Below are 26,100 nucleotides of genomic sequence, written 5' to 3'. Positions count from 1 at the left end.
CTCAGGGGGGCGTCGGGGGCGCACGGAGAGACCCGCGCGGACCCCGCGCCCCCGGCGCGCGGGCGCTGCGCGGGGTGCCGTGGACCGCTTCCGGCCGCCTTCCGTGGGGCGCGGGCGGTCCGGGGTGCGGGAGGGGCAGGATGGAGGTATGAGCGTAGTCAAGATCAACGTACTGACCGTGCCCGCCGAGCAGCGGGAGACGCTGGAGAAGCGGTTCGCCTCGCGGGCGCACGCCGTGGAGAACTCCGACGGGTTCGAGTGGTTCGAGCTGCTGCGGCCCGTCGAGGGGACCGACACCTACCTCGTCTACACCCGGTGGCGGGACGAGGAGTCGTTCAAGGCCTGGATGGAGGGGCCGATGAAGGCCGCGCACCAGGGCGGCGGGGAAGGCGGCGGCGCGGGCGGCGAGCGGCCGCGCCCGGCGGCCTCCGGGTCGACCCTGTGGTCCTTCGAGGTGGTGCAGCAGGCGGCCCCCAGGACCGCCTGAGTCCGGAAGTCCGGAAGTCCGGAGACCGGAAGACCGGAGACCGGCCGGGAATCACTCGACGGACCCCACGACGAAACAGACGACGAAACACACGGCGGCGCCCCCCTGCCTGTGCGGGTCAGGGGGGCGCCGCCGTGTCTGTCCTCTTCGGTGGCGAGCCGTCACTTCACCGGTTCGGGCTCCGGCGCGTTCTCGCTCTCCGCCTCGCCGGCCGGGTCCACCGGCGTCCTGACGGAGTCCAGCAGCAACTGGGCGACGTCGACGACCTGGATGGACTCCTTGGCCTTGCCGTCGTTCTTCTTGCCGTTGACCGAGTCGGTCAGCATGACCAGGCAGAACGGGCAGGCGGTGGAGACGATGTCCGGGTTGAGGGAGAGGGCCTCGTCGACGCGCTCGTTGTTGATGCGCTTGCCGATGCGCTCCTCCATCCACATCCGCGCGCCGCCGGCGCCGCAGCAGAAGCCGCGCTCCTTGTGGCGGTGCATCTCCTCGTTGCGCAGGCCCGGGACGTTGGCGATGATCTCGCGCGGCGGGGTGTAGATCTTGTTGTGGCGGCCCAGGTAGCACGGGTCGTGGTAGGTGATGATGCCCTCGACCGGGGTCACCGGGACCAGCTTGCCCTCGTCGACGAGGTGCTGGAGCAGCTGGGTGTGGTGGATGACCTCGTAGTCGCCGCCGAGCTGCGGGTACTCGTTGCCGAGGGTGTTGAGGCAGTGCGGGCAGGTGGCGACGATCTTCTTGGCCGACTTCGGCTTGCGGGACTCGTCGGTGACCTTGCCGTCGTCGTCCATCTCCTCGCCGAACGCGGCGTTGAGGGACATGACGTTCTCCATGCCCAGTTCCTGGAACAGCGGTTCGTTGCCCAGGCGGCGGGCCGAGTCACCGGTGCACTTCTCGTCGCCGCCCATGATCGCGAACTTGACGCCCGCGATGTGCAGCAGCTCGGCGAAGGCCTTCGTGGTCTTCTTCGCCCGGTCCTCCAGCGCGCCCGCGCAGCCGACCCAGTACAGATACTCGACCTCGGACAGGTCCTCGATGTCCTTGCCGACGACCGGGACCTCGAAGTCGACCTCCTTGAGCCACTCCAGGCGCTGCTTCTTGGCCAGACCCCAGGGGTTGCCCTTCTTCTCCAGGTTCTTGAGCATCGTGCCCGCCTCGGACGGGAACGCGGACTCGATCATCACCTGGTAGCGGCGCATGTCGACGATGTGGTCGACGTGCTCGATGTCGACCGGGCACTGCTCGACGCAGGCGCCGCAGGTGGTGCACGACCACAGGACGTCCGGGTCGATGACGCCGTTCGCCTCGGCGGTGCCGATCAGCGGCCGCTCCGCCTCGGCGAGCGCGGCGGCCGGGACGTCCTTCAGGGCCTCCTCGGACGCCTTCTCCTCGCCCTCCGCGTTCTTGCCGCCACCGGCCAGCAGGTAGGGGGCCTTGGCGTGCGCGTGGTCGCGCAGGGACATGATCAGCAGCTTGGGGGAGAGCGGCTTGCCGGTGTTCCAGGCCGGGCACTGGGACTGGCAGCGACCGCACTCGGTGCAGGTGGAGAAGTCCAGCAGGCCCTTCCAGGAGAAGTGCTCGACCTGGGAGACGCCGAACACGTCGTCCTCACCGGGGTCGGTGAAGTCGATCTCCTTGCCGCCCGAGGTCATCGGCTGGAGCGCGCCCAGGGCCGTACCGCCGTCGGCCTCGCGCTTGAACCAGATGTTCGGGAAGGCCAGGAACCGGTGCCAGGCCACGCCCATGTCCGTCTTCAGGGCGACGGTGATCATCCAGATGAACGACGTGGCGATCTTCAGGCCGGCGAAGAAGTACGTGAGGTTCTGGAGGGTGGAGACGTCCATGCCGCGCAGCCAGGACACCACCGGGTAGGAGATGAAGAACGACGCCTCGTAGCCGCTCACGTGGTGCTGGGCACCCTCCAGGGCGTGCAGCATGAAGATGCAGACGCCGACGATGAGGATGACGGCCTCGACGAAGTACGCCTGGCCGAAGTTGGAGCCGGCGAAGCGGGACTTGCGGCCCGGCTTGTCCGGCCGGCTCAGCTGGCGGATCCCGATGAGGACCAGGATGCCGAGCACGGTCATGGTGCCGATGAACTCGACGAAGACGTTGTACGGCGCCCAGTCGCCGATGACCGGCAGGATCCAGTCGGCCTTGAACAGCTGCCCGATGGCGTTGACGATCGTCAGCAGCAGGGAGAAGAAGCCCACCGCCACGAACCAGTGCGCCACGCCGACGATGCCCCAGCGGTTCATCCGGGTGTGGCCCAGGAACTCCTTGACCACGGTGACGGTGCGCTGTGCGGGGTCGTCGGTCCGGGTCCCGGCGGGTACGGACTGCCCGAGCCGCAGGTAATGGAAGATCTGGAGGACGGCGCGGCCGAACAGTGCCACGCCGACCACGATCAGGACCAGCGACACGATGATCGCGGCGAGTTGCATTGGGGCTCCTGTGAGGCGGCCTCGACATTACTAAGCGGTAACTTATGCAGTCCGTCTGAGACTACCCCCATCCTCCGTCGCAATGTAGCCGGGCGCGGGGTGATCTGGGTCGCTGAGGGTCACCTGAGAGCCGCGCGGGATCGCGCGGGCTGCTCGGGGGCGGTCCGGTGCGGCCGGGGCCTGTTCGGAGGGTACCGAGCGGGGGGCGTGCGAGGTGTGCGCGGGGCGTGCGCGGAGGGGTCTTCGAGGTGCTTCCGGGGGGTCTCCGGGGGTTTTGATTCGGTCAGGTTCGCATCCGATCGTGTTATTCACACCCAAACACCCGATATGCACCTAATTTAAGAACCGTGCTCTACGGGATCGCCACCGCCACCGCCGCCCTGTTCCTCGCCGCCGTGCTCTCCGCCCTGCTGCGGGTGCCCGCGCTGCGGCTCGGGCTGGTAGACCGCCGCAGGCTCCGGCCGGTGCCGCTGCTCGGCGGGGTGGCCGTGGTGGGCAGCACCTGCCTGGTCGCGGCGGCGGGCGGCTGGACGGGCGCCGCGCCGCTGAGCGACGGCGTGGGGAGGCTGCTGGCGGCGGGCGCCGGGGTCGCCGTGCTCGGCCTGGTCGCGGACGTGTGGCGGCTGAAGACCGTGCTGCTGCTGGTGGGAGCGGCCCTGGCGGCGGCGTGCGTGGTGCCGTACGACGAGACCGGGGTGCCGGGCGGGATCGCCGCGGTGGCCTGGATCGCCTGTGTGGCCGTCGCCTTCCGCGGGCTGGACCACGCCGACGGGCTGGCCGGCACCGTGGGGGTGCTGATGGCCTTCGGGGCGGGCGCGTGCGCGGCGGCCGAGGTGATGGACGACCTGGCGGTGCTGCTGAGCGTGCTCGCCGCCGCCCTCACCGGCTTCCTCATGCACAACTGGCATCCCGCGCGGATCGCCTTCGGCGCCTGCGGCTCGCTGTTCACCGGCTTCGTGCTGGCCACCTCCGCGGTGCTCGTCCGTACGGGGTACGAGGCCGGGTCCACCGCCGCCGTGCTGTTCGCGCTCACCGCCACGGTGACCGCCGACGCGGTGCTCGTCGTGCTCTCCCGGCGGCTGGCCGGGCGTGCGGTGGCGCGCCGCGGCCCCGACCACCTCGCCCACCGGCTGCGCAGGCTCGGCCTCACCCCGCCGGGCGCCACGGTCGCGCTCGGCACCCTCACCTTCGCGACGGTGCTGGTCGGCGTCCTGGTGCACGGGGGCTGGCTCACCCCGACGAGCGCCCTGTGGGCGGCGGGCGCGCTGCTGCCGGTCGTCCTCGGGCTGCTGCGCGTACGGGTGTACGGGCCGCGCCGGGGCACCGGGCCGCACACCGGCGTCACCGGCACGCACACCGGCATCACCGGCACGCACAGGACGGGCGCGTACGCGACCGGTGCGTACGCGGCCGGGGCGGGTACCCGCGCCGGGACGGCCACCGGTGCGCGCGCCAGGGCGGGGGCACCGGCAGCCGCGGACGCGGGTGCGCGCGGGCGCGCGGGGAAGGCGGGTGCGGGGGCGGGTGCCGCGCTGGGTTTCCTGCGGGCGCTGGGCGGCGGTGTGCGTGGGAGCGTGCGCGGCCTGCGCGCCTCCGGTGGCACCGGTGGCTCCGGCGGTTCCGGGCGGGCGAGCCGGGGCGGCGGCGGGGCTTCGGCGTCCGGCGCCCGGGGCGCCCGCACGGCCGCGCCCGGTCCGCGCGGTGCCCGTACGGCGGCGGCCGTGGTCCGTGCGCCACGGGCGCCCTCGGCCCCGCGCGCCACGCCGCCCGGAGGGCGCTACGGGCCCAGGAGCGGGGCCCGTCCGGCCTTCGGATATCCGGTTCCTCCGCCTCAGCAGACGGCGTCTCCGCAGGTCAGGGAGGCATTGCGTGTAAGGGATGGATAAGACTTGAGCCTGCTGGACTCAGGTCTGTTGACCCCGGCGCCGTCGTCGTGCACACTTGAGTCCGTTGCACTCAAGTCAGCTGGAGGAACTCACCATGGCACGTGCGGTCGGCATCGACCTGGGCACGACTAACTCCGTCGTCAGCGTTCTGGAGGGCGGCGAGCCCACCGTCATCACCAACGCAGAGGGCGCCAGGACCACGCCGTCCGTCGTCGCCTTCGCGAAGAACGGCGAGGTGCTCGTCGGCGAGGTGGCCAAGCGCCAGGCCGTCACCAACGTCGACAGGACCATCCGGTCGGTCAAGCGCCACATGGGCACCGACTGGAAGATCAACCTGGACGGCAAGGACTTCAACCCGCAGCAGATCAGCGCCTTCGTGCTGCAGAAGCTGAAGCGGGACGCCGAGGCGTACCTGGGCGAGAAGGTGACCGACGCGGTCATCACCGTCCCGGCGTACTTCAACGACGCCGAGCGCCAGGCCACCAAGGAGGCCGGTGAGATCGCGGGCCTCAACGTCCTGCGCATCGTCAACGAGCCGACCGCCGCCGCCCTGGCGTACGGCCTCGACAAGGACGACCAGACGATCCTCGTCTTCGACCTCGGCGGCGGCACCTTCGACGTGTCCCTGCTGGAGATCGGCGACGGCGTCGTCGAGGTGAAGGCCACCAACGGCGACAACCACCTCGGTGGTGACGACTGGGACCAGCGCGTCGTCGACTACCTGGTCAAGCAGTTCCAGTCCGGCCACGGCGTGGACCTGTCCAAGGACAAGATGGCCCTCCAGCGCCTGCGCGAGGCCGCCGAGAAGGCCAAGATCGAGCTGTCCTCGTCCACCGAGACCTCGATCAACCTGCCCTACATCACGGCCTCCGCCGAGGGACCGCTGCACCTGGACGAGAAGCTCACCCGCGCCCAGTTCCAGCAGCTGACCGCGGACCTGCTGGAGCGCTGCAAGACGCCGTTCCACAACGTCATCAAGGACGCCGGCATCTCGATCAACGAGATCGACCACGTCGTCCTGGTCGGCGGCTCCACCCGTATGCCCGCCGTCGCCGAGCTGGTCAAGGAGCTGACCGGCGGCAACGAGGCGAACAAGGGCGTGAACCCGGACGAGGTCGTCGCCATCGGCGCCGCCCTCCAGGCCGGTGTCCTCAAGGGCGAGGTCAAGGACGTCCTGCTGCTCGACGTCACCCCGCTGTCCCTCGGCATCGAGACCAAGGGCGGCATCATGACCAAGCTGATCGAGCGCAACACCACGATCCCGACCAAGCGCTCGGAGATCTTCACCACGGCCGAGGACAACCAGCCGTCGGTGCAGATCCAGGTCTACCAGGGCGAGCGCGAGATCGCGGCCTACAACAAGAAGCTCGGCATGTTCGAGCTGACCGGTCTGCCCCCGGCGCCGCGCGGTGTCCCGCAGATCGAGGTCGCCTTCGACATCGACGCCAACGGCATCATGCACGTGACCGCGAAGGACCTGGGCACGGGCAAGGAGCAGAAGATGACCGTCACCGGCGGCTCCTCGCTGCCGAAGGACGAGGTCGACCGGATGCGCCAGGAGGCCGAGAAGTACGCGGAGGAGGACCACGCCCGCCGCGAGGCCGCCGAGACGCGCAACCAGGGCGAGCAGCTCGTCTACCAGACGGAGAAGTTCCTCAAGGACAACGAGGACAAGGTCCCGGCCGAGATCAAGACCGAGGTCGAGGAGTCCGTCGCCGAGCTGAAGGAGAAGCTCAAGGGCGAGGACAGCACCGAGATCCGCACCGCCACGGAGAAGGTCGCCGCCGTCTCCCAGAAGCTCGGCCAGGCGATGTACGCCGACGCCCAGGGCGCGCAGGCCGCCGGCGGTGCCGGTGAGGCCGGTGGCGCCTCCCAGGCGAAGGCCGACGACGACGTGGTGGACGCCGAGATCGTCGACGACGAGCGCAAGGACGGTGCCGCGTGACGGAGGAGACCCCGGGCTTCGACGAGCAGCAGCCCGACGTCCCCTCCGGCGCCACCTCCGACGACGCCGAGCCGAAGGACGCCCCCTCCGCCAAGGAGGAGGGGGCGGCCCCGGCCGGGGACGCCGCTCAGACGGCCGGTCTGACGGCCCAGCTGGACCAGGTCCGTACCGCGCTCAACGAGCGCACCGCGGATCTCCAGCGGCTCCAGGCCGAGTACCAGAACTACCGCCGCAGGGTCGAGCGCGACCGGGTCGCGGTCAAGGAGGTCGCCGTGGCGAACCTCCTGTCCGAACTGCTGCCCGTGCTCGACGACATCGGGCGGGCGCGCGAGCACGGCGAACTGGTGGGCGGGTTCAAGTCCGTCGCCGAGTCGCTGGAGACCGTGGCGGCCAAGATGGGACTCCAGCAGTTCGGCAAGGAGGGCGAGCCCTTCGACCCGACGATCCACGAGGCCCTGATGCACAGCTACGCGCCGGACGTCACCGAGACGACCTGCGTGGCGATCCTCCAGCCCGGGTACCGGTTCGGCGAGCGCACCATCCGCCCCGCGCGGGTGGCGGTGGCCGAGCCCCAGCCGGGCGCGCAGACGGTCAAGGCGGCGGACGAGTCCGGCACGGACACGTCCGACGGCGAGGCCGACGAGAAGGACAGCGGTGGCCCGGACGAGGGCTGACGCTGCGGCAGGCATCGACGCAGGAGAGGAGGGACGTCGGGGTTGAGTACCAAGGACTTCATCGAGAAGGACTTCTACAAGGTCCTCGGCGTCCCCAAGGACGCCACCGAGGCCGAGATCAAGAAGGCGTACCGGAAGCTCGCCCGCGAGTACCACCCGGACGCGAACAAGGGCAACGCCAAGGCCGAGGAGCGCTTCAAGGAGATCTCCGAGGCGAACGACATCCTCGGCGACCCCAAGAAGCGCAAGGAGTACGACGAGGCCCGCGCGCTGTTCGGCGGCGGCGGGTTCCGTCCCGGTCCCGGGGCGGGCGGCGGCTCCTTCAACTTCGACCTGGGCGACCTCTTCGGCGGCGGCGGCCAGGCCGGCGGGACGTCGGGCGGTTTCGGCGGCGGCATCGGTGACGTCTTCGGGGGCCTGTTCAACCGGGGCGGCGCGGGCACCGGACCGCGCACCCAGCCGCGGCGCGGCCAGGACATCGAGTCCGAGGTCACGCTGAGCTTCACGGAGGCCATCGAGGGGGCCACGGTCCCGCTGCGGATGTCCTCGCAGCAGCCGTGCAAGGCCTGTTCGGGCACCGGCGACAAGAACGGCACGCCGCGGGTGTGCCCGACCTGTGTCGGCACCGGACAGGTGGCGCGCGGCTCCGGCGGCGGTTTCTCGCTGACCGACCCGTGCCCGGACTGCAAGGGCCGCGGGCTGATCGCGGAGAACCCGTGCGAGGTCTGCTCCGGCTCCGGGCGCGCCAAGTCGTCCCGGACGATGCAGGTGCGGATCCCGGCCGGGGTCAGCGACGGCCAGCGCATCCGGCTGCGCGGCAAGGGCGCGCCGGGCGAGCGCGGCGGTCCGGCGGGCGACCTGTACGTGGTGGTGCACGTCGGGGAGCACGCGGTCTTCGGGCGCAAGGGCGACAACCTCACCGTCACCGTGCCGGTCACGTTCGACGAGGCCGCGCTCGGCGGCGAGGTGCGGGTGCCCACGCTGGGCGGCCCGCCGGTGACGCTGAAGCTGCCCGAGGGCACGCCCAACGGCCGGACGATGCGCGCCCGCGGCAAGGGCGCGGTCCGCAAGGACGGCACGCGCGGGGACCTGCTGGTCACCGTCGAGGTGAGTGTTCCCAAGGACGTGTCGGGGAAGGCTCGTGACGCGCTGGAGGCGTATCGCGAGGCGACCGCGGGCCAGGACCCGCGGGCCGAGCTGTTCGAGGCCGCGAAGGGAGCATGAGGGAGATGGACGGCCGCCGTCGCAACCCGTACGAACTGACGGAAGACACACCGGTGTACGTCATCTCCGTGGCGGCGCAGCTGTCCGGACTGCACCCGCAGACCCTCCGTCAGTACGACCGGCTGGGCCTGGTGTCCCCGGACCGCACCGCGGGCCGGGGCCGCCGGTACTCCGCCCGTGACATCGAACTGCTCCGCCAGGTGCAGCAGTTGTCGCAGGACGAGGGCATCAACCTGGCCGGCATCAAGCGGATCATCGAACTGGAGAACCAGGTCGCCGCGCTGCAGTCCCGGGTCATGGAGCTGCAGTCGGCCCTGGAGGGAGCGGCGGCCACCATGCGCCAGCGCGAGGCCGCCGTGCACGCCTCCTACCGGCGGGACCTCGTCCCGTACCAGGAGGTGCAGCAGACCAGCGCGCTGGTCGTCTGGCGGCCCAAGCGGCAGCAGTCCCCGGACTGACGCCCGCGGCGCGCAGGCGCCCGCGGCGAAGCCGTCTCCCGTGCGACGCGAAGGGGGCCCGGATCACTCCGGGCCCCCTTCGCTTTGCCGAATGGTCCGGACCAAGTGCCCGTAAAAGGCAAGTTCGGTGCGGATTGCGGTCGTTACCGCAAAGTTTCCGTACAGAAAGCGGAACGTGGTGTTGTCATCTCGTTAGCCGGTTCCGCTTGACGCCGGCGGGGGCCGCCGCGTTGGCTTTTCTGGCACCTGGGCCGCAATGCTGCGCCCTCGTCCGGAAGGCACCAGAAGTGAGTACCTCGATGCGCCGTACCACCCTGGCCGTGGCCGCCGCCACGCTGACGTTGCCGCTGACCGCCTGCGGGGCGTTCGGAGGGACGGGCAGCAGCAAGGCGAGCCCGGCCAAGGGCGACGACGTGACGGTGGGCCTGCTGCTGCCGGAGACGGCGAACACGCGCTACGACCGGTTCGACGCGCCCGCCCTCAAGAAGAAGGTCGCCGAACTGACCCACGGCAAGGGCCGGGTCACCTACGCCAACGCCGGGGCGAGCGCGAGCAGGCAGGCGAGCCAGATGCAGCAGATGATCGACGACAAGGCCGACGTCATCGTGCTGGACGCCGTCGACTCGCACGGCATCGCCGGACAGGTGAAGAAGGCCAAGGCCGCCGGTATCCCGGTCATCGCCTACGACCGGCTCGCCGAGGGCCCGATCGACGCGTACATCTCCTTCGACAACGAACTGGTCGGCGAGGTGCAGGGCCGGGCGCTGCTCCAGGCGCTGGGGTCGGACGCCACCAGTTCCGCCAAGGTCGTCATGATCAACGGCTCGCCCACCGACCCGAACGCCAAGCAGTTCAAGGCGGGCGCCCTGGCCCAGCTGAACGGCAAGGTGACGATCGCCAAGTCCTACGACACCAAGGACTGGAAGGCGGAGATCGCCCGTTCGGAGACGGCCGAGGCGATCGAGGCGCTGGGCAAGCATGGCATCGACGCCGTGTACGCCGCCAACGACGGCATGGCGGGCGGCGCCATCGAGGCGCTCAAGGCCGCGGGCGTGACGAAGCTGCCCCCGGTCGTCGGCCAGGACGCCGAACTCCCCGCGGTCCAGCGCATCGTGAGCGGCGAGCAGTACATGACCGTGTACAAGTCCTATCCGACGGAGGCCGAGAACGCCGCCGAGATGGCCCTCGCCAAGGTGCAGGGCAAGGACATCCAGTTCGACTCGCTGACCCGGGACCGGGTCGACAGCCCGACCACCAAGGGCATTCCGTCGCAGCTGGTCTCCGTGGTCGCGCTGACCAGGACCGACATCAAGGAGACGGTGATCGCCGACGGCGTCTACAAGGTCTCCGACATCTGCACGGCCGGCCACCGGTCGGACTGCACGGCGGCCGGGCTGAAGTGACGGGCCGGGAGTGACCGGACGGCGCCCGCTTCGGAGCGGGGTCCCCCGTACGGGTCGTACCGGAGTGCCGCACCTGCCCCCAGCTTGTTGCAAGGGGTGCCCCGGAGGCCCGTACATACCGGGTGGTAACGGTGTATTCCGCCGCCCGGCCGGAGCGGACCCGTGTTGCACAGGCGGTCCCGGCCGCGCATAGTTGCGCTGCGGAACCACGCGGAAACCGGGGGTGTGATGAGCCATGGCCGGGCACGGGGCGCAGCAGCATCCTCACGGCGCCGACCGACTGTGCGAGGCCGGGGATCGGGTGTATTCCCGGGCCGTACGGCGCGGCCGGGTGCCGCGCGGCGACGCCGATCCGGTGCCCTGCCTGCTTGAACTGGCCCTGCTGCACCCGGATCCGGACGACATGGACTTCCTGGTGCCGACCGCGCCGCAGGAGGTCATGACCCGGCTGCTGCGCGGGATGTACGACGAGGTCAGCGAGAGCCACCGGCGGGTCGGGTCGGCGGTCGCGGCCTTCGAGCGGTACGCGGGCCTCGGCGGCCCGGTGCGGATGCCCGCCGCGGGCGCCGAGGGCGCCGCGATCCGGGTCCTGGACGGACTGGCGCGGATCCAGGCGGCGATGGACGAGGCGACCCAGGTGTGCACCACCGAGGTGCTGACCGTGCAGCCGGGCGGGATCCGCCGGGAGCACGAGCTGTCGGAGGGGCTGCCGCGGGCGCTGGCGCTGCGCGCCCGCGGGGTGCGCATGCGCGACCTGTACACGCATGTGGCCCGGCACGGGCAGGGCCTGCTCAACTACATGGAGCTGATGGGCGAGGCGGTCGAGGCGCGCACCCTGGACGAGGTGATCGACCGGCTGATCCTGTTCGACCGCACGGTGGCCTTCATCCCGGCCAACGCCGATCACACCATGGCCCTGGAGCTGCGCCACCCGGCGCTGGTGGAGTACCTGGTGACGGTCTTCGAGCGGCAGTGGCGGCTGGCGATCCCGCTGTCCGCCGCGCTGCCCGACACCGGGATCGAGGGCATCTCGCACCGGGAGCAGTCGATCGCGGCGCTGCTGGCCGACGGGCACCAGGACGCGGTCATCGCCGAGCGCCTGGGCATCAGCGTGCGCACCTGCCGGGCGCACATCGCCCGGCTGTCGGAGACGCTGGGCGCGGCCAGCCGTACGCAGCTGGGCGTGCGGATCGCCCAGGCGGGCCTGGACGGGCCGCCGCGCGCGGTGGGGGCGGCCGTGGTCAGGGTTCCCGGGGCTCGGGGTCCAGGATCCCCGACCGCCCGATGAGATAGCCGAGCTGGGCCCGGCTCTCGCTGCCCAGGGTGGCGGCGAGCTTGGCTATGTGGACGCGCGCGGTGCGGACGTTCATGCCGAGCCGGTCGGCGATCACCGAGTCGGTGTGGCCCTCGACGAGCAGGCCCGCGATGGCCCGCTGGCGGGCGGTGATGCCGCCCGGGGAGGGCTGCTGGACGGCCGTGGGGTACATCGGGGTGGCCAGCCGCCAGAACCGCTCGAACGTGGTGACGAAGTACGAGACCAGCGCGGGGTGGCGGACCTCCAGGGCGAGGGTGCCGTCCGGGTTGGCGGGGACGTAGGCGACGGTGCGGTCGATGACGACGAGCCGGTCGGTGACCTCGTCCAGGGAGCGGGCCTCGACGTCGCCGTCGAGCTGCTCGTAGCGGGCGTGGGCGAGCGGGAGGTGGCGGTGGGTGTGCTGGTAGAGGGTGCGGATGCGGCCGCCGCGGTCGAGCAGGTCCTGGTCGCGGACCATGGCGATGGCCTCGGCCGCCTCGGCGCGCTCGTGGCTGACGCGGCGCACCGGCGGCTGGACGCACAGGCTCTCGCGGGAGGCGGCGGCCATCGTCTCGGTGATGGCCCGGTTGATCCGCTCGGTGCCGCTGAGCAGCCGTATGGAGGCGCTGTCGGCGGGGCGCGCGGGGCGGTCGTCGATGCGCATCAGGGGCGCGAAGCTCTCGGCGAGGCGCTCCTCCCGGCGGCGTTCGTCGGCGATGCGTTCGGCGGTGGCGCGCAGCAGCCGGTGCAGCGCGGTGGCCGGGGCGACCGGCTCCAGCCGGCCGGGGTCGTCGACCGCGGGGTGCAGCAGGCCGAAGTCGACCAGGCAGGGGGCCTCGTCCGCGGCCTCGGCGGGCAGCCGCCCGTCCCGCAGGGCGCGTTCGTACAGCGTCGTGCCCGCGGAGCACAGCTCGGCGGCGCCGTGCTCCGGGTGCGGTGCCGGGCTCACTGGGTTTCCTCCCGTCTCTTTCAGTGTCCCTGCTCCAGGATCCCGGACTGCGCGATCAGGTAGCCGAGCTGGGCCCGGCTGCCGCTGCCCAGGGCGGTGGCCAGTTTGGCGATGTGGGCCCGGCAGGTGCGCACGTTCATGCCGAGCCTGCGGGCGATGGCCTCGTCGACATGGCCCTCGACGAGGAGCTTGGCGATGGAGTGCTGGATCTCGGTGATGCCGTCGGGGGCGGTCTCGTAGGGGGTGCCGGCGCTGAGCGGGACGGCGCGGCTCCACATGAACTCGAAGACCTTGATCAGGTAGCGGACCAGGCCGGGGTGGCGCAGTTCCAGGGCGACCTGCTGGTCGTCGCGGGTGGGGATGAACGCGACCGACTCGTCGCAGACGATCAGCCGTTCCACCAGTTCGTCGATCGAGCGGTACTCGACCTTGCCGTCGGCGAGCTGGGCGGCGTAGGCCAGCTTCTCCTGGCTGTAACGTGCGGTGTGCTGGTACAGGGTGCGGATGCGGACGCCGCGCTCGATCAGCGGGCGGTCGCGTTCCAGGCCGCGCAGCACGCTGCGCTCCGAGACGCGGTCGCTGGGCTGGACGGTGAGCATCTCGGTGCGGCACTGGGCGGTGGCCAGGTTGAGCGCCGTGTTGATCCGCTCGCCGCCCTCCAGCACCGTGATCGAGTCACCGCCGGAGGTGGTCTGCGCGCTCAGCGCCATGAACGGCTCAAAGGCGTCTGCGAGGTCGCTCGCCGCGCGGCGGCGTTCGGTGATCTCGCGTTCGATGGGGTTGAGCCGCTGGGCGAGGGCGAGCGCCGGGGGTACCGGACGCAGCCAGTCGGGGTCGTCCGGATCGGGATGGAGCAGGGCGAACTCCATCAGACAGGGAGCCGGTTCCGCGTCCGTTCGGGTGATACGTCCCGCGCGCAGAGCGGCCGCGTAGAGGCGGCTGCCGTCCCCGCACAGCTCGTTCATCGCATGGGGATGTGTCGGATTTATGTGATTCGTTGTCAAATCTCCACCCCCCAGGGTCCTGAACATGCAGGAACATGATGCACCGATTGTGTGGCCATGACGTGCCCGAATGAGCCATCGTCGTACGTGACGGGGGAAAAGGGGACCTTCAAGTGAGGACGAAGCCGATTATGGGTAACAGACTGCTTCGCTCGGTGCTTGTCGCCGCCTTCTCCGCCGTTGTGGCCCTCGGCGCGCTGAGTGGCATCCACAGTGCGAAGAGTGATGTTCAGGCGAACAGCACCTGGCCGTCGGTGGCGGTGAACTCCGCCACCACCGGTGAGCGCGCCGCTGCTGCAGATGGAGCCGGGAGTTGATGTGACCACACCACCCGACGACCGTTCCTTCCGCCGTGAAATGGCCACCGCCTACCGCTCCGGCTGGCACTTCATCGACCTGGTCACCGCCATCCCCCACAGCGGTGACTCGCTGATGGTGACCGTCTTCGGAGAACCGGTCGTCGTCACGCGGGACGAGGACGGGGACGTACGGGCCTACCGGTGCCTGCGGCGTCCTCGGGGGGCGCCGCAGCCCGTACGGTGTGCCATCCGCTACGGAATGATCTTCGTGAATCTGGACCAGCGGGATCACCGGCAGGTGGCGCCGGAGCCCGCCGACATCAGGACCATCTCAGCCACCCCCCGCAGTGCCTGACGCGATTCCCCCGTCGTAACAGATCGCTCAGGCGCTTCCCCCCGCAGCGGCGTCACCGTGACCTGAACACGGTGACGCCGCTGCAGTTTCGGGACGATTCCTCCGGATACCGCCGCCTTGATGCTCTGGCCGGAAACAGCCGCTCGGGGCGCGCGGGCTCAGCCGCGGCCCAGCGCCCGGGTCAGTTCGATCTCGATCACCACGCGCTGCGGGTTCGGCCGCGGCGCCCGCCGGTAGCGCTCCGTGTAGCGGCGCTCCGCCTCCGCGACCCGCTCCGGCTCCGTCCGGACGCGGGCCCGCCCCTCCAGCGTGGCCCATCGCCTGCCGTCCACCTGGCACACCGCCGCCACCGCCCCCTCCTCGCCGGCCGCCAGCACATTGCGCGCCTTGGTGCTGGTGCTGCTGGTGATCACCCGTGCCAGCCGCGCCTCGGGGTCGTATGTCACGCCGACCGGCACGACGTGCGGGGTCCCGTCCGGGCGCAGGGTGGTCAGGGTGCACACATGCCGCTCGCGCCAGAAGCTGAGGTACGGCGCGTCGGGAACCCCCGGGTCGAGGGCGTACGTCGTGGTGGCCATGGCAAAAATGTAGGCGCCCGGCCTTGAGTGGAATAGACTCAACTTTGTGCACGTTGATTGAGTCAGTACTGGGAGACGTGGCAGACCGCTGACGCCGAGGAGGAGAGAAGCGACCGTGGACGCCGAGCTGACCAACAGGAGCCGGGACGCCATTCAGGCGGCCGGGAACCGGGCCGTGACCGGGGGGAACCCGGATCTGACCCCTGCCCACCTGCTGCTCGCGCTGCTGGAGGGCAAGGACAACGAGAACATCATCGACCTGTTGTCGGCCGTCGACGCCGACCAGGCGTCGGTCCGCGCGGGCGCCGAGCGGGTGCTCGCGTCGCTGCCCAGTGTGACCGGGTCCACCGTCGCGCCGCCGCAGCCGAACCGCGAGCTGCTGGCCGTGATCGCGGACGCGCAGAACCGGGCGCGGGACCTGGGCGACGACTACCTGTCCACCGAGCACCTGCTGCTCGGCATCGCCGCGAAGGGCGGCGCGGCCGGCGAGGTGCTCACCGGGCAGGGCGCGAGCGCGAAGAAACTGCAAGAGGCGTTCCAGAAGGCGAGGGGAGGGCGCCGGGTGACCACACCCGACCCCGAGGGCCAGTACAAGGCCCTGGAGAAGTTCGGCACCGACTTCACGGCGGCGGCCCGCGAGGGCAAGCTGGACCCGGTCATCGGCCGGGACCAGGAGATCCGCCGGGTCGTCCAGGTGCTGTCACGGCGTACGAAGAACAACCCGGTCCTCATCGGTGAGCCCGGCGTCGGCAAGACCGCCGTCGTGGAGGGGCTCGCCCAGCGGATCGTCAAGGGTGACGTGCCCGAGTCCCTGAAGGACAAGCGGCTGGTCTCCCTGGACCTCGGGGCGATGGTCGCGGGCGCGAAGTACCGCGGCGAGTTCGAGGAGCGGCTGAAGACGGTCCTGGCCGAGATCAAGGACTCCGACGGCCAGATCATCACCTTCATCGACGAGCTGCACACCGTCGTCGGCGCGGGCGCCGGCGGCGACTCCGCGATGGACGCGGGCAACATGCTCAAGCCGATGCTGGCCCGCGGCGAGCTGCGCATGGTCGGCGCGACCACGCTCGACGAGTACCGCGAGCGGATCGAGAAGGACCCGGCCCTGGAGCGCCGCTTCCAGCAGGTGCTGGTCGCCGAGCCCAGCGTCGAGGACTCCATCGCCATCCTGCGCGGGCTCAAGGGCCGCTACGAGGCCCACCACAAGGTGCAGATCAACGACTCCGCGCTGGTGGCCGCCGCGACCCTGTCCGACCGGTACATCACCTCCCGCTTCCTGCCCGACAAGGCCATCGACCTGGTCGACGAGGCCGCCTCCCGGCTCCGTATGGAGATCGACTCCTCGCCGGTCGAGATCGACGAGCTCCAGCGCGCCGTCGACCGGCTGCGGATGGAGGAGCTGGCGCTCGACAAGGAGACCGACGCGGCCTCCCGCGAGCGGCTGGAGAAGCTGCGCCGCGACCTCGCCGACAAGGAGGAGGAGCTGCGCGGCCTGACCGCCCGCTGGGAGAAGGAGAAGCAGTCCCTCAACCGGGTCGGTGAGCTGAAGGAGAAGCTGGACGACCTGCGCGGGCAGGCCGAGCGCGCCCAGCGCGACGGCGACTTCGACACCGCCTCCAAGCTGCTGTACGCCGAGATCCCGGAGCTGGAGAAGGAACTGGAGGCCGCCTCGCGCGCCGAGGAGGAGGCCGCCAAGGACACCATGGTCAAGGAGGAGGTCGGCCCCGACGACATCGCCGACGTGGTCGCCTCCTGGACCGGTATCCCGGCCGGCCGGCTGCTGGAGGGCGAGACCCAGAAGCTGCTGCGCATGGAGGACGAGATCGGCAGGCGGCTGATCGGTCAGGGCGAGGCCGTGCGCGCCGTCTCCGACGCGGTGCGGCGCAGCCGCGCGGGCATCGCGGACCCGGACCGGCCCACCGGCTCGTTCCTCTTCCTCGGCCCCACCGGCGTCGGCAAGACCGAGCTGGCCAAGGCGCTGGCGGACTTCCTCTTCGACGACGAGCGGGCCATGGTCCGCATCGACATGTCGGAGTACAGCGAGAAGCACAGCGTGGCCCGGCTGGTCGGCGCCCCGCCCGGATACGTGGGGTACGAGGAGGGCGGCCAGCTCACCGAGGCGGTACGGCGCCGCCCGTACAGCGTGGTCCTGCTGGACGAGGTGGAGAAGGCGCACCCGGAGGTCTTCGACATCCTGCTCCAGGTGCTCGACGACGGGCGGCTCACCGACGGCCAGGGCCGCACGGTCGACTTCCGCAACGTCATCCTGGTGCTGACCTCCAACCTGGGCAGCCAGTTCCTGGTCGACCCGGTCACCAGCGAGGCGGAGAAGAAGGAACAGGTCCTGGAGGTGGTCCGGACCTCCTTCAAGCCGGAGTTCCTCAACCGCCTGGACGACCTCGTGGTCTTCTCCGCGCTGACCAAGGAGGAGCTGAGCCGGATCGCGAAGCTGGCCATCGACCGGCTGGCCAAGCGGCTGGCGGAGCGGCGCCTGACGCTCGACGTCACGCCCGAGGCCCTGACCTGGCTCGCCGACGAGGGCATGGACCCGGCCTACGGTGCCCGGCCGCTGCGCCGCCTGGTGCAGACCGCCATCGGCGACCGGCTGGCCCGGGAGATCCTGTCCGGCGAGATCAAGGACGGCGACACGGTCCGGGTGGACCGGTTCGGTGAGGGGCTGCTGGTGGGACCGGCGACGGGCAAGACGCTGTAGGCACCGGCGCGGGATCCGGCCGCCGAGCCTGCTCGGAGGGTGCGCGGATCCCGCTCAGACGGTGAACGCCGTGAAGGTGACGAGAGCCCGGTCCGGGCCCTCGTACACCACCTCCACCTGGACGGCGGCGGCGCCGAAACCGGGAGCGGCGCTGCCGGGGACCCGCCCGGCGTGGTTCCCGTCGCCCTCGGTGAGGTCCAGGTCGAGGCAGAGGTCAGCGGGGCCCGCGGAGTCCGCGGAGTCCGTGGAGTCCGTGGAGTCCGGGACGCAGGACGCCGTCCCGGACTCCGGCGCGTCCGGGTAGGTGGCGCGCAGCCAGCCGCGTACGTCGCGGCGCGGCATCCGGAACACGGCCTCGTACTCGGTGTCCAGCCAGGTCCGTACGGTGCACCGGGCGTCGTGGGCGCCGGCCGGGAGCCTCGCGCCGCCGAAGGCGAGCGCCTCGGCGCAGTCCGCCTGCCGGGGGTCGCCGGGCTCGTCCCGCGCCTCGCCCGCCGCTGCCGCGACGAGAACACCCAGGGCCGCCAGGGCCATCACGATCGGCACCGCGAGGACCGCCGCGACCGGCCACCACAGGCGCCCGCGCGTTCCGTTCCGTCCCGCCGCCGCGCCGGGTCCGCGTGCCATGCCGTCCCCCGTTCCCCGTACGGTGTCACCCCGTGGGCCGGATCATGTCAGCCCACGGCTGACAGGCCCCGCCGGGGCTTGCCACCCCCCTCCCCGCATGGGGGAGGATGGCAGGATCCGTACGAAGGGAAAAACACGGTGAGCATCGACCCGTCCTCGATTCCGAACTTCGGGGGCCAGCCCGAGCCGCAGCCCCAAGGACCGGCGGGCCCCGTCGTCCCGGATCAGGATCTCGTGAAGCAGCTCCTGGACCAGATGGAACTGAAGCACCTCGTCGACGAAGAGGGTGACCTCGTCGCGCCGTGGGAGCAGTTCCGCACGTACTTCATGTTCCGCGGCGAGGACGACCAGCAGGTCTTCTCGGTGCGGACGTTCTACGACCGGCCGCACAAGATCGACGAGAAGCCGCAGCTCCTGGAGTCCATCGACGACTGGAACCGGCGCACCCTGTGGCCCAAGGTCTACACCCACACCCACGACGACGGCACCGTCCGCCTCATCGGCGAGGCGCAGATGCTGATCGGCATGGGCGTCAGCATCGAGCACTTCGTCTCCTCGACGGTCAGCTGGGTGCGGGCCGCGCTGGAGTTCGACCGCTGGCTCATCGAGCAGCTCGGCCTTGAGGGCGAGTCCGGCGAGGCCGCCCAGCCCGAGGAGGGCGACGGAGAGGCGTGACCACCGCCTCTCCTTCGGCGAACGAGAGCCCGGCCGGGGCGCGGACCGTCACCGACGGACGCGCCGGGGCCGGGCTCTCGCCGTGTGCGGCGGGGACCGGGTCCGCGCACCGCTCGTCCACAGGCTGTGGAGAACCCGCGTCCGCGCGGGGCCGGCGGGAAGGGGCTCAGCCCGCGAGCTTCCTGAGCCTTTCCGCGGCCTCCTGGAGGACCGGGACCTGCTTGCAGAAGGCGAAGCGGACGAAGGGTGCGCCCTCGTCGCGGTGGTCGTAGAAGACGGCGTTCGGGATGGCGACCACGCCGGCGCGCTCCGGCAGGGCGCGGCAGAAGGCGAAGCCGTCGCTCTCGCCGAGCGGACGGATGTCGGTGGTGACGAAGTAGGTGCCCGCGGGCCGGAACACCGTGAAGCCCGCCTTGGTGAGCCCGGCCGTCAGGACGTCCCGGCGGGCCAGCATCTCGGCGCGGAAGCCGGTGAAGAACGACTCGGGCAGGGCCAGCGCCTCGGCGATCGCGTACTGGAAGGGGCCCGAGGCCACGTACGTCAGGAACTGCTTGGCCGAGCGCACCGCCGTGACCAGGCCGGGCGCCGCGGTGATCCAGCCGACCTTCCAGCCGGTGAACGAAAACGTCTTTCCGGCTGATCCGATCGTGACCGTGCGCTCGCGCATGCCGGGGAGGGTGGCGAGCGGGATGTGGACGGCGTCGTCGTAGACCAGGTGTTCGTACACCTCGTCGGTGATCACGAGCAGATCGCGTTCCACGGCGAGTTCGGCGACGGCCGTCAGCTCCTCGCGGGTGAGGACCGTGCCGGTGGGGTTGTGCGGGGTGTTGATCAGCAGCAGCCGGGTGCGGTCGGTGACCGCGGCGCGCAGTTCGTCGAGGTCCAGCCGGAACGCGCCGTCGTGCGGGCGCAGCGTCACCGGCACGCGGCGCCCGCCCGCCATGGCGATGCAGGCCGCGTAGGAGTCGTAGTACGGCTCCAGGGCGACCACCTCGTCACCGGGCTCCAGCAGCCCCAGCAGCGCCGCCGCGATGGCCTCGGTGGCGCCCGCCGTGACCAGCACCTCGGTGTCCGGGTCGTAGGAGAGGCCGTAGCGGCGCAGCTGGTGGGCGGCGACGGCGGTGCGCAGCTCCGGGACGCCGGGGCCGGGCGGGTACTGGTTGCCGCGGCCGTCGCGCAGCGCCCGCACGGCGGCCTCGCGGATCTCCTCGGGGCCGTCGGTGTCGGGGAACCCCTGCCCCAGGTTGATGGAGCCGGTCGCGGCGGCCAGGGCGGACATCTCGGCGAAGACGGTCGTCCCGAACTCGGCGAGCCGGCGGTTGAGCAGGGGGCGTGCGCTGGAGGTCATGCCGGCCATCCTGCGCCCAAGCTCTGGACTTCCTCAAGTGTGCTTTGGGCCGGGCGGTGGCCGGGCATCTCCCGGGCACGCAGGGAGCGGAACGCCCACGGGGGGCCGTTTCGGGGGACCGCGGGCGCCGCCCGCGGGATCGGAAGGGAGCGTGGAGCCCATGGGGGGTGCGGTGATTCTGGTACTGGTCGCGGCGGTGTTCGGCGCGGTCCTGGTCGGGGCCGTGCGCCGGGGCCGCGGGCGCGGGCGGAGGGTCGCGCTGTCCAAGGGGCGGCGCGTACGGCGCGGGGTGAGCGGGGGCGGCGCCGGGGGAGCGGGGTGGTGGGCGTCCTCGGACGGCGGCTCCGGCGGGGACTCGTCCTCCGGGCACCACTCGGGCGGCCATCACTCGGGCGGTCACTCGGGTGGCCACCACTCCTGCGGGGGCCACTCCTCGTGCGGCGGCGGGTCCTCGTGCGGCGGGGGTTCGTCCTGCGGTGGCGGGTGCGGGGGCGGCTGACGCGCGCCGCCGGAACGGGAGAAGGACCGCGCCTCGGCGCGCGCCCTGTGCGCGCCGAGGCGTACGCCGTGGTTGAACAGTTGAGCAGGTAGGCCCTCTGAGGGATGGAAACCCTCCGAAGTTGGGTAAAAAGGCTGTGGCGGCACCGCCGTTCATGGTTCGCTCTACTCGCCGACGCAGCCCCCAGGACATCCTGCTCACACCTCTTCCGAACTGGTTTCTGGACCGGTTTCCGAACTGGTTCCGAACCGGGGTGGCCGGGCCGACCTCCTCGTGTCGACCGGGGTGCGCCGGGCCCCAAGCCTTCTTTCTTCTGCGTGCTAGCGGAGCCGATCCATGCTCACGACCCTGAACACCTCCTACACCGATACGAGCGCCGCCGACCTCGCCTGGGCCCTGGGGCGCGAACCACTGCCCGCCCTGGCCGTGCTCGACCTCGAAATGGCCGAGGCGAAACTCCAGTTGAGACTTCTCGGCGCCTCCCACCAGGTCCTCCTGGAGGAGGAGCGGGGCGCGTGTTCGGAGACGGTCGCGTGCATCGCGGGCTCCAGCACGCCCCTTCCGCTCGGCGTGGCCAAACGCGTGGGCGACTGGGAGTACGAGTTCGCGGCGCGCGTCGAGGAACTCACGCCCGGCTCGTTCGCGGGCCGCGCCCAGGAGTTGCTAGCCCTCGTCTCCGACCATCCGCACGGACTGGCCGGCGTCTTCCCGGGCAGCCCGCACGCGTTCACCGCGATGCTGGCGCAGCGCCAGGGCGGCCAGGTCCACTGGCGCACCTGGCACGCCTATCCGCAGGACGGCCAGTTGGTGGCGACCCGCACCCGGGTCGGCGCCCGCCGCCGGGCACCGGTTCCGGTCAGGTGAGGGGGTCCGTCAAACGCGGGGGGCAGCCACAACTCCGCTTTCCACACGTATGGGTGACGGTATGTGATGGATCTGTGACGTAACGTCACAGCTGTGATCGAACCGCACGCCCCGGCACCGCCCGGTCCGGCCCCGCCCCCCTCAGCCCTGCCTCCCTCGGCTCTGCCCTCCTCGGCTCTGCCCTCTTCGGCCTCCTCGGCTCCGACCCGCGCGGCTCCGGGCCGCCGTCCTGACCCGTCCCGTCCTGACTCGTCCCGTTCGGACCCGTCCCGTTCGGACTCGCCCCGCCCGAAGCCGCCAGGCGCCACGGCGTCCGGCGCGAAGGCGTCCGCCGTCAAGGCATCCGGTCCGAAGGTGTCCGGCGCCGAGGCATCCGGTCCCAAGGCGTCCGGTCCCAAGGCGTCCGGTCCGAAGGTGTCCCGTCCGGCACCTTCCAGGAACTGCGCCGATCCCGTGTGGCTGCCCGTGCGGCCCGGCACCGGGCGGTTCCTCGTCCTCGCGGGCGTCTTCGTCTGCGCCGCCTGCGGCCTGGTGTACGAACTCGAACTGGTCGCCCTCGCCTCGTACTTGATCGGCGACTCGGTCACCCAGGCGTCCGTCGTGCTGTCCCTCATGGTGTTCGCCATGGGGATCGGCTCGCTCGCCGCGAAGCGGCTGCGCCGGCACGCCGCCGTCGCCTTCGGCGCGATCGAGGCGACGCTCGCTCTCGTCGGCGGCCTGAGCGCCATGGCGCTCTACGCCGTGTTCGCCTGGACCGGCGCCTGGGGCGGCCTGTGGACGAACGGCCCGCGCTGCCTGCTGGTCGCCTTCTCGCTGGCGATCGGGCTGCTGATCGGCGCCGAGGTGCCGCTGCTGATGGAGCTGATCCAGCGGATCCGCCGCCAGGACGCGGGCGGCGCCGTCGCCGACCTGTTCGCCGCCGACTACGTCGGCGCCCTCGTCGGCGGCCTCGCCTTCCCCTTCCTGCTGCTGCCGCTGCTGGGCCAGTTGACCGGCGCGCTGCTCACCGGCGCGGTCAACATCGTGGCCGGGGGCGCCCTCGTGCTCGGACTGTTCCGGCGCGACCTGAGCCGCCGCGCCCGCTGGCTGCTGCTCGCCGTCAACCTCGCCGTGCTCGGGCTGCTGGCCTCGGCCGCCGTCCTGGTCGACGACTTCGAACAGGCGGCGCGGCACGCGGTGTACGGCGACGACGTGCGCGTGGCGGCGCAGAGCGACGTCCAGGAGATCGTCCTCACCGGCGGCACCCGGGGCCGCCCGCTCGACCTGTTCCTCGACGGGCGGCTGCGGGTCGGCGGCCAGGACCAGCGCCGCTACCACGAGGCGCTGGTCCGCCCCGCGATGAGCGGTCCGCACGCGCGCGTGCTGATCCTCGGCGGCGGCGACGGCCTCGCCGCCGCCGAGGTGCTGCGCCACCGGGGCGTCGAGCGGGTGGACCTCGTGGAACTGGACCCGGCCGTCGTCCGCCTCGCCCGCACCGACCCGGCGCTGGCCCGGCTGAACGGCCACGTCTACCGCGACCGGCGCCTCCATGTGACCACGGCCGACGCCTTCGGCTGGCTGCGCGGGGCACCGGCGGCGGCATACGACGTCGTGATCGAGGACCTGCCCGATCCGGGCATCACGGCGAGCACCAAGCTGTACGCGCAGGAGTTCTACGGCCTGGCGCGGCGCACCCTGGCGCCCGGCGGGCGGCTCGCGGTGCACGCCGGGCCCTTCTCCTCCCGTCCGCGCGTCTTCTGGACGGTGGACGCCACGGTGCGCGCCGCCGGGCTGCGGACCGTGCCCTACCGGGTGACCGGCCGCGACTCCGGCTTCGCCGCGGGTCCCGACCGGACCACCGGCGCGGCCCGCGCACCCCGCGACTGGGGCTTCCTGCTGGCCTCGCGCACCGCACCCGTCCTCACCCTGGACCCCGGGGCGCCGCGCGCGAGCACCCTCACCGCCGGCGCTCTGGCCGCCGACGCCCGCGCCGCGGCCCATGCCCGGGTCCCGGATCTGCCTCCCTCGACACTCGTCCACCCGCGGTACGCCGACTGAGGCAACGTTCCTGCGGAACGGGCGGCGACGCGCGGGGGCCGGCGCGCGGGGGCTGTGGAGGCCGTGGGGCCCAAAAGGAGACCCGGGGAGAGACCCGGGAGGAGAGAGGGGAGCGGGCCGGGGGGCGTGGCGGGCCGTCCCCCTCTCCCCCCGGGAGCGGGACGGGCCGCCGTACCCCCAAGCGCCTCCCCCGTCGGACGGCACCCCGCGGTCCCGCGTACGTCCCCGGTACGTCCCGTACGTCCCCCGTACGTCCCGCGTGACGCCGTCGCCGCACGAACCTACGGGCCGCCACGGGCCCCCGCATCCCGCCAGGGGTGGAGGCGCCGTCAACCTGTGCGGTACTCCCGCCGTCCGCCTCCACCTTCCGCGGTACGGCGCAGGGGTGACGCCGCGGCCCGTGCACGGGGTCTACGCTCCGGCGATGCGGATCCACCCCCGCGCGGTCGACGGCCTGACGGCCCTGGTGGCGACGGCCGTGGCGGGCCTGCTCGGTACCGAGGCCGCCGCCCAGGGGTGGCCGCCGTTCGACCCCGCCGCCTGGGCCCTCGTCGCCCTGGCCAATCTGTCGCTCGCCCTACGCGGCCGGGCCCCGCTCGGCGTTTTCCTCTTCGTTCATCTGTGCTGGATCGCGTATGTGGCGCTCGGCCACTGGCCGGTGGTGGACACGCCCGCCGCCATGGTCGCCCTCTACACGGTGGCCGCCACCCGCCCCGCCCGGACCGCCGCCGTCTGCGCGGTGCTGCTGGGCGGGACCTGGGTCTACGCCGGAGTGGTCAGCCACTCCGACACCATGGCGTCCGTCGTCGGCCAGGCCGTCGGCTATCCGCTCGTCCTGTGGCGGTTCGGCCAGGTCGCCCGCCGGTCCGCCGAGCTGACCGTGCGGCTGCGGGCCGAACAGGTCGAGCGGGCCCGGCGCGAGGTCGCCGGGGAGCGGGTGCGGATCGCGCGCGAACTGCACGACGTGATCGCCCACCACATGGCCGTGATCACCATTCAGGCGGGCCTCGCCCGGTTCGTCCTCGACACCGACACCCGCACCGCCCGCCAGGCACTCAGCACCATCGGCGCGGCGGGCGGCGAGGCTCTGGCCGAGCTGAGACGGATGCTGGGGCTGCTGCGCGCCGAAGGAGCTGAAGGCGTCGGCGGGACCGGCGGAGCCTGCGGCCTCCGGGAAGGCGGCCCCGCCACCGAGCCCGCCCCCGGCCTCGACCGGCTGGAGGAGCTGGTGGAACGGGTCCGGGCCGGGGGCGTGCACGTCGGGGTACGGATCCGGGGCACCCCCCGGCCGTTGCCCCCGGGCGTGCAGCTGTGCGTCTACCGGGTGGTCCAGGAGGCCCTGACGAACGTGCTGAAGCACGCCCCGGGCGCCCGCGCGGACGTCGAACTCGTCTACCGAACCGACGAGTTGGCGGTCTCGGTGACCGATGACGGAGGAAATCGAGCCAGAACGGCCGGGACCGGCGGCCATGGCTTGATCGGTATGCGCGAGCGCGCCAAGCTCTACGACGGGACGATCGCCGTCGGACCGCGGCGCGAGGGGGGATTCGGCGTGCACCTGACCCTTCCGACACCACCGCCGGAACAGGCCGCACGCCGGGGAGGCGCCGTCACGGAATGATCCAAGTGCTGGTGGTGGACGACCAGTTCCTCGTCCGCAGCGGACTGGCCGCGCTGTTGCGCGCCGCCCCCGGGATGGAGGTCGCCGGGGAGGCGGCGGACGGCGCCGAGGCCGTGGCGCTGGCCGCGCGGATCCGCCCGGACGTGATCCTCATGGACATCCGCATGCCCGGCACGACGGGCATCGAGGCGACCCGCAGGATCCTCGCCGAGGCGCAGGGCCCGGCACCGCGCATCCTGATCCTCACCACCTTCGACCTCGACGAGTACGTGTACGACGCCCTGCGGGCCGGCGCGTCGGGCTTCCTGCTGAAGGACGCGGGGCCCGAACGGCTGCTGGCCGCGGTGACCGCCGTGCACGGCGGCGACTCGCTCTTCGCGCCCGGCGTCACCCGGCGCCTGGTGGAGGCGTTCACCCAGCGCCCTGACACCCCGGCCGAGCCGGCCGACCCGCCGTCCCGGCTGGGCGCGCTGACCTCCCGGGAGGTCGAGGTGCTGCGCCTGGTCGCCCGCGGCCTGACCAACACCGAGGCCGCCGACCGCCTCTTCATCAGCGAGGCCACGGTCAAGACGCACCTCAACCGCACGATGACCAAGCTCGGCCTCGCCAGCCGCGCCCAGGCGGTGGTGCTCGCCTACGAGACGGGGCTGGTGCGGCCGGGGAGCGAGACCTGACCGTCGGAGGGTAATCCGGCGCGCCACTGGGTAACCTCGGCT

The 26,100-nt window shown here is 72.0% G+C and carries 21 protein-coding genes; 15 read left to right on the top strand and 6 right to left on the bottom strand.

Features of this window, described 5'->3' with window-relative positions; all coding sequences use genetic code 11:
- Positions 1-148 precede the first annotated feature (148 nt).
- The gene (locus tag R4Z62_RS15440) at positions 149-487 is read left to right on the top strand and encodes an antibiotic biosynthesis monooxygenase family protein (RefSeq protein ID WP_064534296.1); all 339 of its coding nucleotides are present in this window, start codon (positions 149-151) and stop codon (positions 485-487) included.
- Between the two features lie 161 nt (positions 488-648).
- Here R4Z62_RS15440 and R4Z62_RS15435 read toward each other — a convergent pair whose 3' ends face one another.
- Positions 649-2,931, bottom strand: coding sequence for a (Fe-S)-binding protein (locus tag R4Z62_RS15435; RefSeq protein ID WP_064534297.1), 2,283 nt, complete (start codon positions 2,929-2,931; stop codon positions 649-651).
- Positions 2,932-3,278: 347 nt separating this feature from the next.
- Between R4Z62_RS15435 and R4Z62_RS15430 the strand changes: the two genes are divergently transcribed.
- The 7 genes from R4Z62_RS15430 (at position 3,279) to R4Z62_RS15400 (ending at position 11,809) form a co-directional block, all read left to right on the top strand.
- A complete protein-coding gene (locus tag R4Z62_RS15430; protein WP_491520072.1) occupies positions 3,279-4,817 on the top strand; it encodes an MraY family glycosyltransferase in 1,539 nt (512 codons plus the stop codon).
- Between the two features lie 94 nt (positions 4,818-4,911).
- On the top strand, positions 4,912-6,762 hold the full coding sequence (dnaK, locus tag R4Z62_RS15425) for a molecular chaperone DnaK (RefSeq protein ID WP_491520071.1): 1,851 nt from the start codon (positions 4,912-4,914) through the stop codon (positions 6,760-6,762).
- Positions 6,759-7,436, top strand: a complete 678-nt coding sequence (gene grpE / locus R4Z62_RS15420) for a nucleotide exchange factor GrpE (protein WP_389596650.1) — start codon at positions 6,759-6,761, stop codon at positions 7,434-7,436. Before dnaK ends, grpE begins: the two co-directional genes overlap by 4 nt.
- A gap of 42 nt (positions 7,437-7,478) precedes the next feature.
- A complete protein-coding gene (gene dnaJ, locus R4Z62_RS15415) occupies positions 7,479-8,660 on the top strand; it encodes a molecular chaperone DnaJ (protein ID WP_064534301.1) in 1,182 nt (393 codons plus the stop codon).
- Positions 8,661-8,665: 5 nt separating this feature from the next.
- On the top strand, positions 8,666-9,118 hold the full coding sequence (locus tag R4Z62_RS15410; RefSeq protein WP_491520070.1) for a heat shock protein transcriptional repressor HspR: 453 nt from the start codon (positions 8,666-8,668) through the stop codon (positions 9,116-9,118).
- A 299-nt stretch (positions 9,119-9,417) separates the two neighbouring features.
- The gene (locus tag R4Z62_RS15405) at positions 9,418-10,521 is read left to right on the top strand and encodes a sugar ABC transporter substrate-binding protein (protein ID WP_491520069.1); all 1,104 of its coding nucleotides are present in this window, start codon (positions 9,418-9,420) and stop codon (positions 10,519-10,521) included.
- Positions 10,522-10,756: 235 nt separating this feature from the next.
- The gene (locus tag R4Z62_RS15400; protein ID WP_018569026.1) at positions 10,757-11,809 is read left to right on the top strand and encodes a helix-turn-helix transcriptional regulator; all 1,053 of its coding nucleotides are present in this window, start codon (positions 10,757-10,759) and stop codon (positions 11,807-11,809) included.
- On the opposite strand, the gene R4Z62_RS15395 is transcribed toward R4Z62_RS15400, so the two are convergent.
- Together R4Z62_RS15395 and R4Z62_RS15390 are read right to left on the bottom strand one after the other, a co-directional pair.
- A complete protein-coding gene (locus tag R4Z62_RS15395) occupies positions 11,763-12,764 on the bottom strand; it encodes a helix-turn-helix transcriptional regulator (RefSeq protein ID WP_491520068.1) in 1,002 nt (333 codons plus the stop codon). The genes R4Z62_RS15400 and R4Z62_RS15395 overlap by 47 nt on opposite strands.
- Before the next feature lie 20 nt (positions 12,765-12,784).
- The gene (locus R4Z62_RS15390) at positions 12,785-13,729 is read right to left on the bottom strand and encodes a helix-turn-helix domain-containing protein (RefSeq protein WP_018569024.1); all 945 of its coding nucleotides are present in this window, start codon (positions 13,727-13,729) and stop codon (positions 12,785-12,787) included.
- A gap of 357 nt (positions 13,730-14,086) precedes the next feature.
- Here R4Z62_RS15390 and R4Z62_RS15385 point away from each other — a divergent pair, with 357 nt between their 5' ends.
- A complete protein-coding gene (locus R4Z62_RS15385; protein ID WP_026252727.1) occupies positions 14,087-14,422 on the top strand; it encodes a Rieske (2Fe-2S) protein in 336 nt (111 codons plus the stop codon).
- 158 nt (positions 14,423-14,580) lie between these two features.
- On the opposite strand, the gene R4Z62_RS15380 is transcribed toward R4Z62_RS15385, so the two are convergent.
- A complete protein-coding gene (locus tag R4Z62_RS15380) occupies positions 14,581-15,000 on the bottom strand; it encodes a pyridoxamine 5'-phosphate oxidase family protein (protein WP_491520067.1) in 420 nt (139 codons plus the stop codon).
- A gap of 115 nt (positions 15,001-15,115) precedes the next feature.
- On the opposite strand from R4Z62_RS15380, the gene clpB reads away from it, so the two are divergent.
- Positions 15,116-17,713 carry an ATP-dependent chaperone ClpB gene (gene clpB / locus R4Z62_RS15375; protein ID WP_064534305.1) on the top strand — a complete coding sequence of 866 codons (2,598 nt, stop codon included), beginning with the start codon at positions 15,116-15,118 and terminating at the stop codon, positions 17,711-17,713.
- A 54-nt stretch (positions 17,714-17,767) separates the two neighbouring features.
- Here the strand turns inward: clpB and R4Z62_RS15370 are convergent, their stop codons facing one another.
- Positions 17,768-18,340 carry a hypothetical protein gene (locus R4Z62_RS15370; protein ID WP_491520066.1) on the bottom strand — a complete coding sequence of 191 codons (573 nt, stop codon included), beginning with the start codon at positions 18,338-18,340 and terminating at the stop codon, positions 17,768-17,770.
- A 138-nt stretch (positions 18,341-18,478) separates the two neighbouring features.
- On the opposite strand from R4Z62_RS15370, the gene R4Z62_RS15365 reads away from it, so the two are divergent.
- Complete coding sequence (locus R4Z62_RS15365) at positions 18,479-19,015, top strand: YbjN domain-containing protein (protein ID WP_064534306.1); 537 nt, start codon at positions 18,479-18,481, stop codon at positions 19,013-19,015.
- Positions 19,016-19,181: 166 nt separating this feature from the next.
- Here the strand turns inward: R4Z62_RS15365 and R4Z62_RS15360 are convergent, their stop codons facing one another.
- On the bottom strand, positions 19,182-20,372 hold the full coding sequence (locus tag R4Z62_RS15360) for a pyridoxal phosphate-dependent aminotransferase (protein WP_491520065.1): 1,191 nt from the start codon (positions 20,370-20,372) through the stop codon (positions 19,182-19,184).
- Positions 20,373-21,198: 826 nt separating this feature from the next.
- Here R4Z62_RS15360 and R4Z62_RS15355 point away from each other — a divergent pair.
- From R4Z62_RS15355 to R4Z62_RS15340, 4 genes are all read left to right on the top strand, one after another.
- Positions 21,199-21,726: a DUF2617 family protein gene (locus tag R4Z62_RS15355; RefSeq protein ID WP_018569013.1), complete on the top strand. Its 528-nt coding sequence runs from the start codon at positions 21,199-21,201 to the stop codon at positions 21,724-21,726.
- Between the two features lie 414 nt (positions 21,727-22,140).
- On the top strand, positions 22,141-23,763 hold the full coding sequence (locus R4Z62_RS15350) for a polyamine aminopropyltransferase (RefSeq protein ID WP_491520064.1): 1,623 nt from the start codon (positions 22,141-22,143) through the stop codon (positions 23,761-23,763).
- 424 nt (positions 23,764-24,187) lie between these two features.
- The gene (locus R4Z62_RS15345; RefSeq protein ID WP_491520063.1) at positions 24,188-25,384 is read left to right on the top strand and encodes a sensor histidine kinase; all 1,197 of its coding nucleotides are present in this window, start codon (positions 24,188-24,190) and stop codon (positions 25,382-25,384) included.
- Positions 25,381-26,058: a response regulator gene (locus tag R4Z62_RS15340; protein ID WP_107440652.1), complete on the top strand. Its 678-nt coding sequence runs from the start codon at positions 25,381-25,383 to the stop codon at positions 26,056-26,058. The genes R4Z62_RS15345 and R4Z62_RS15340 overlap by 4 nt, the downstream gene beginning before the upstream one ends.
- Positions 26,059-26,100: the final 42 nt, after the last annotated feature.

This window comes from Streptomyces sp. PL-25 (assembly GCF_058344915.1).
The sequence above is the reverse complement of the archived record's forward strand: the minus strand, read 5'-3'. Positions and strand labels throughout refer to the sequence as shown.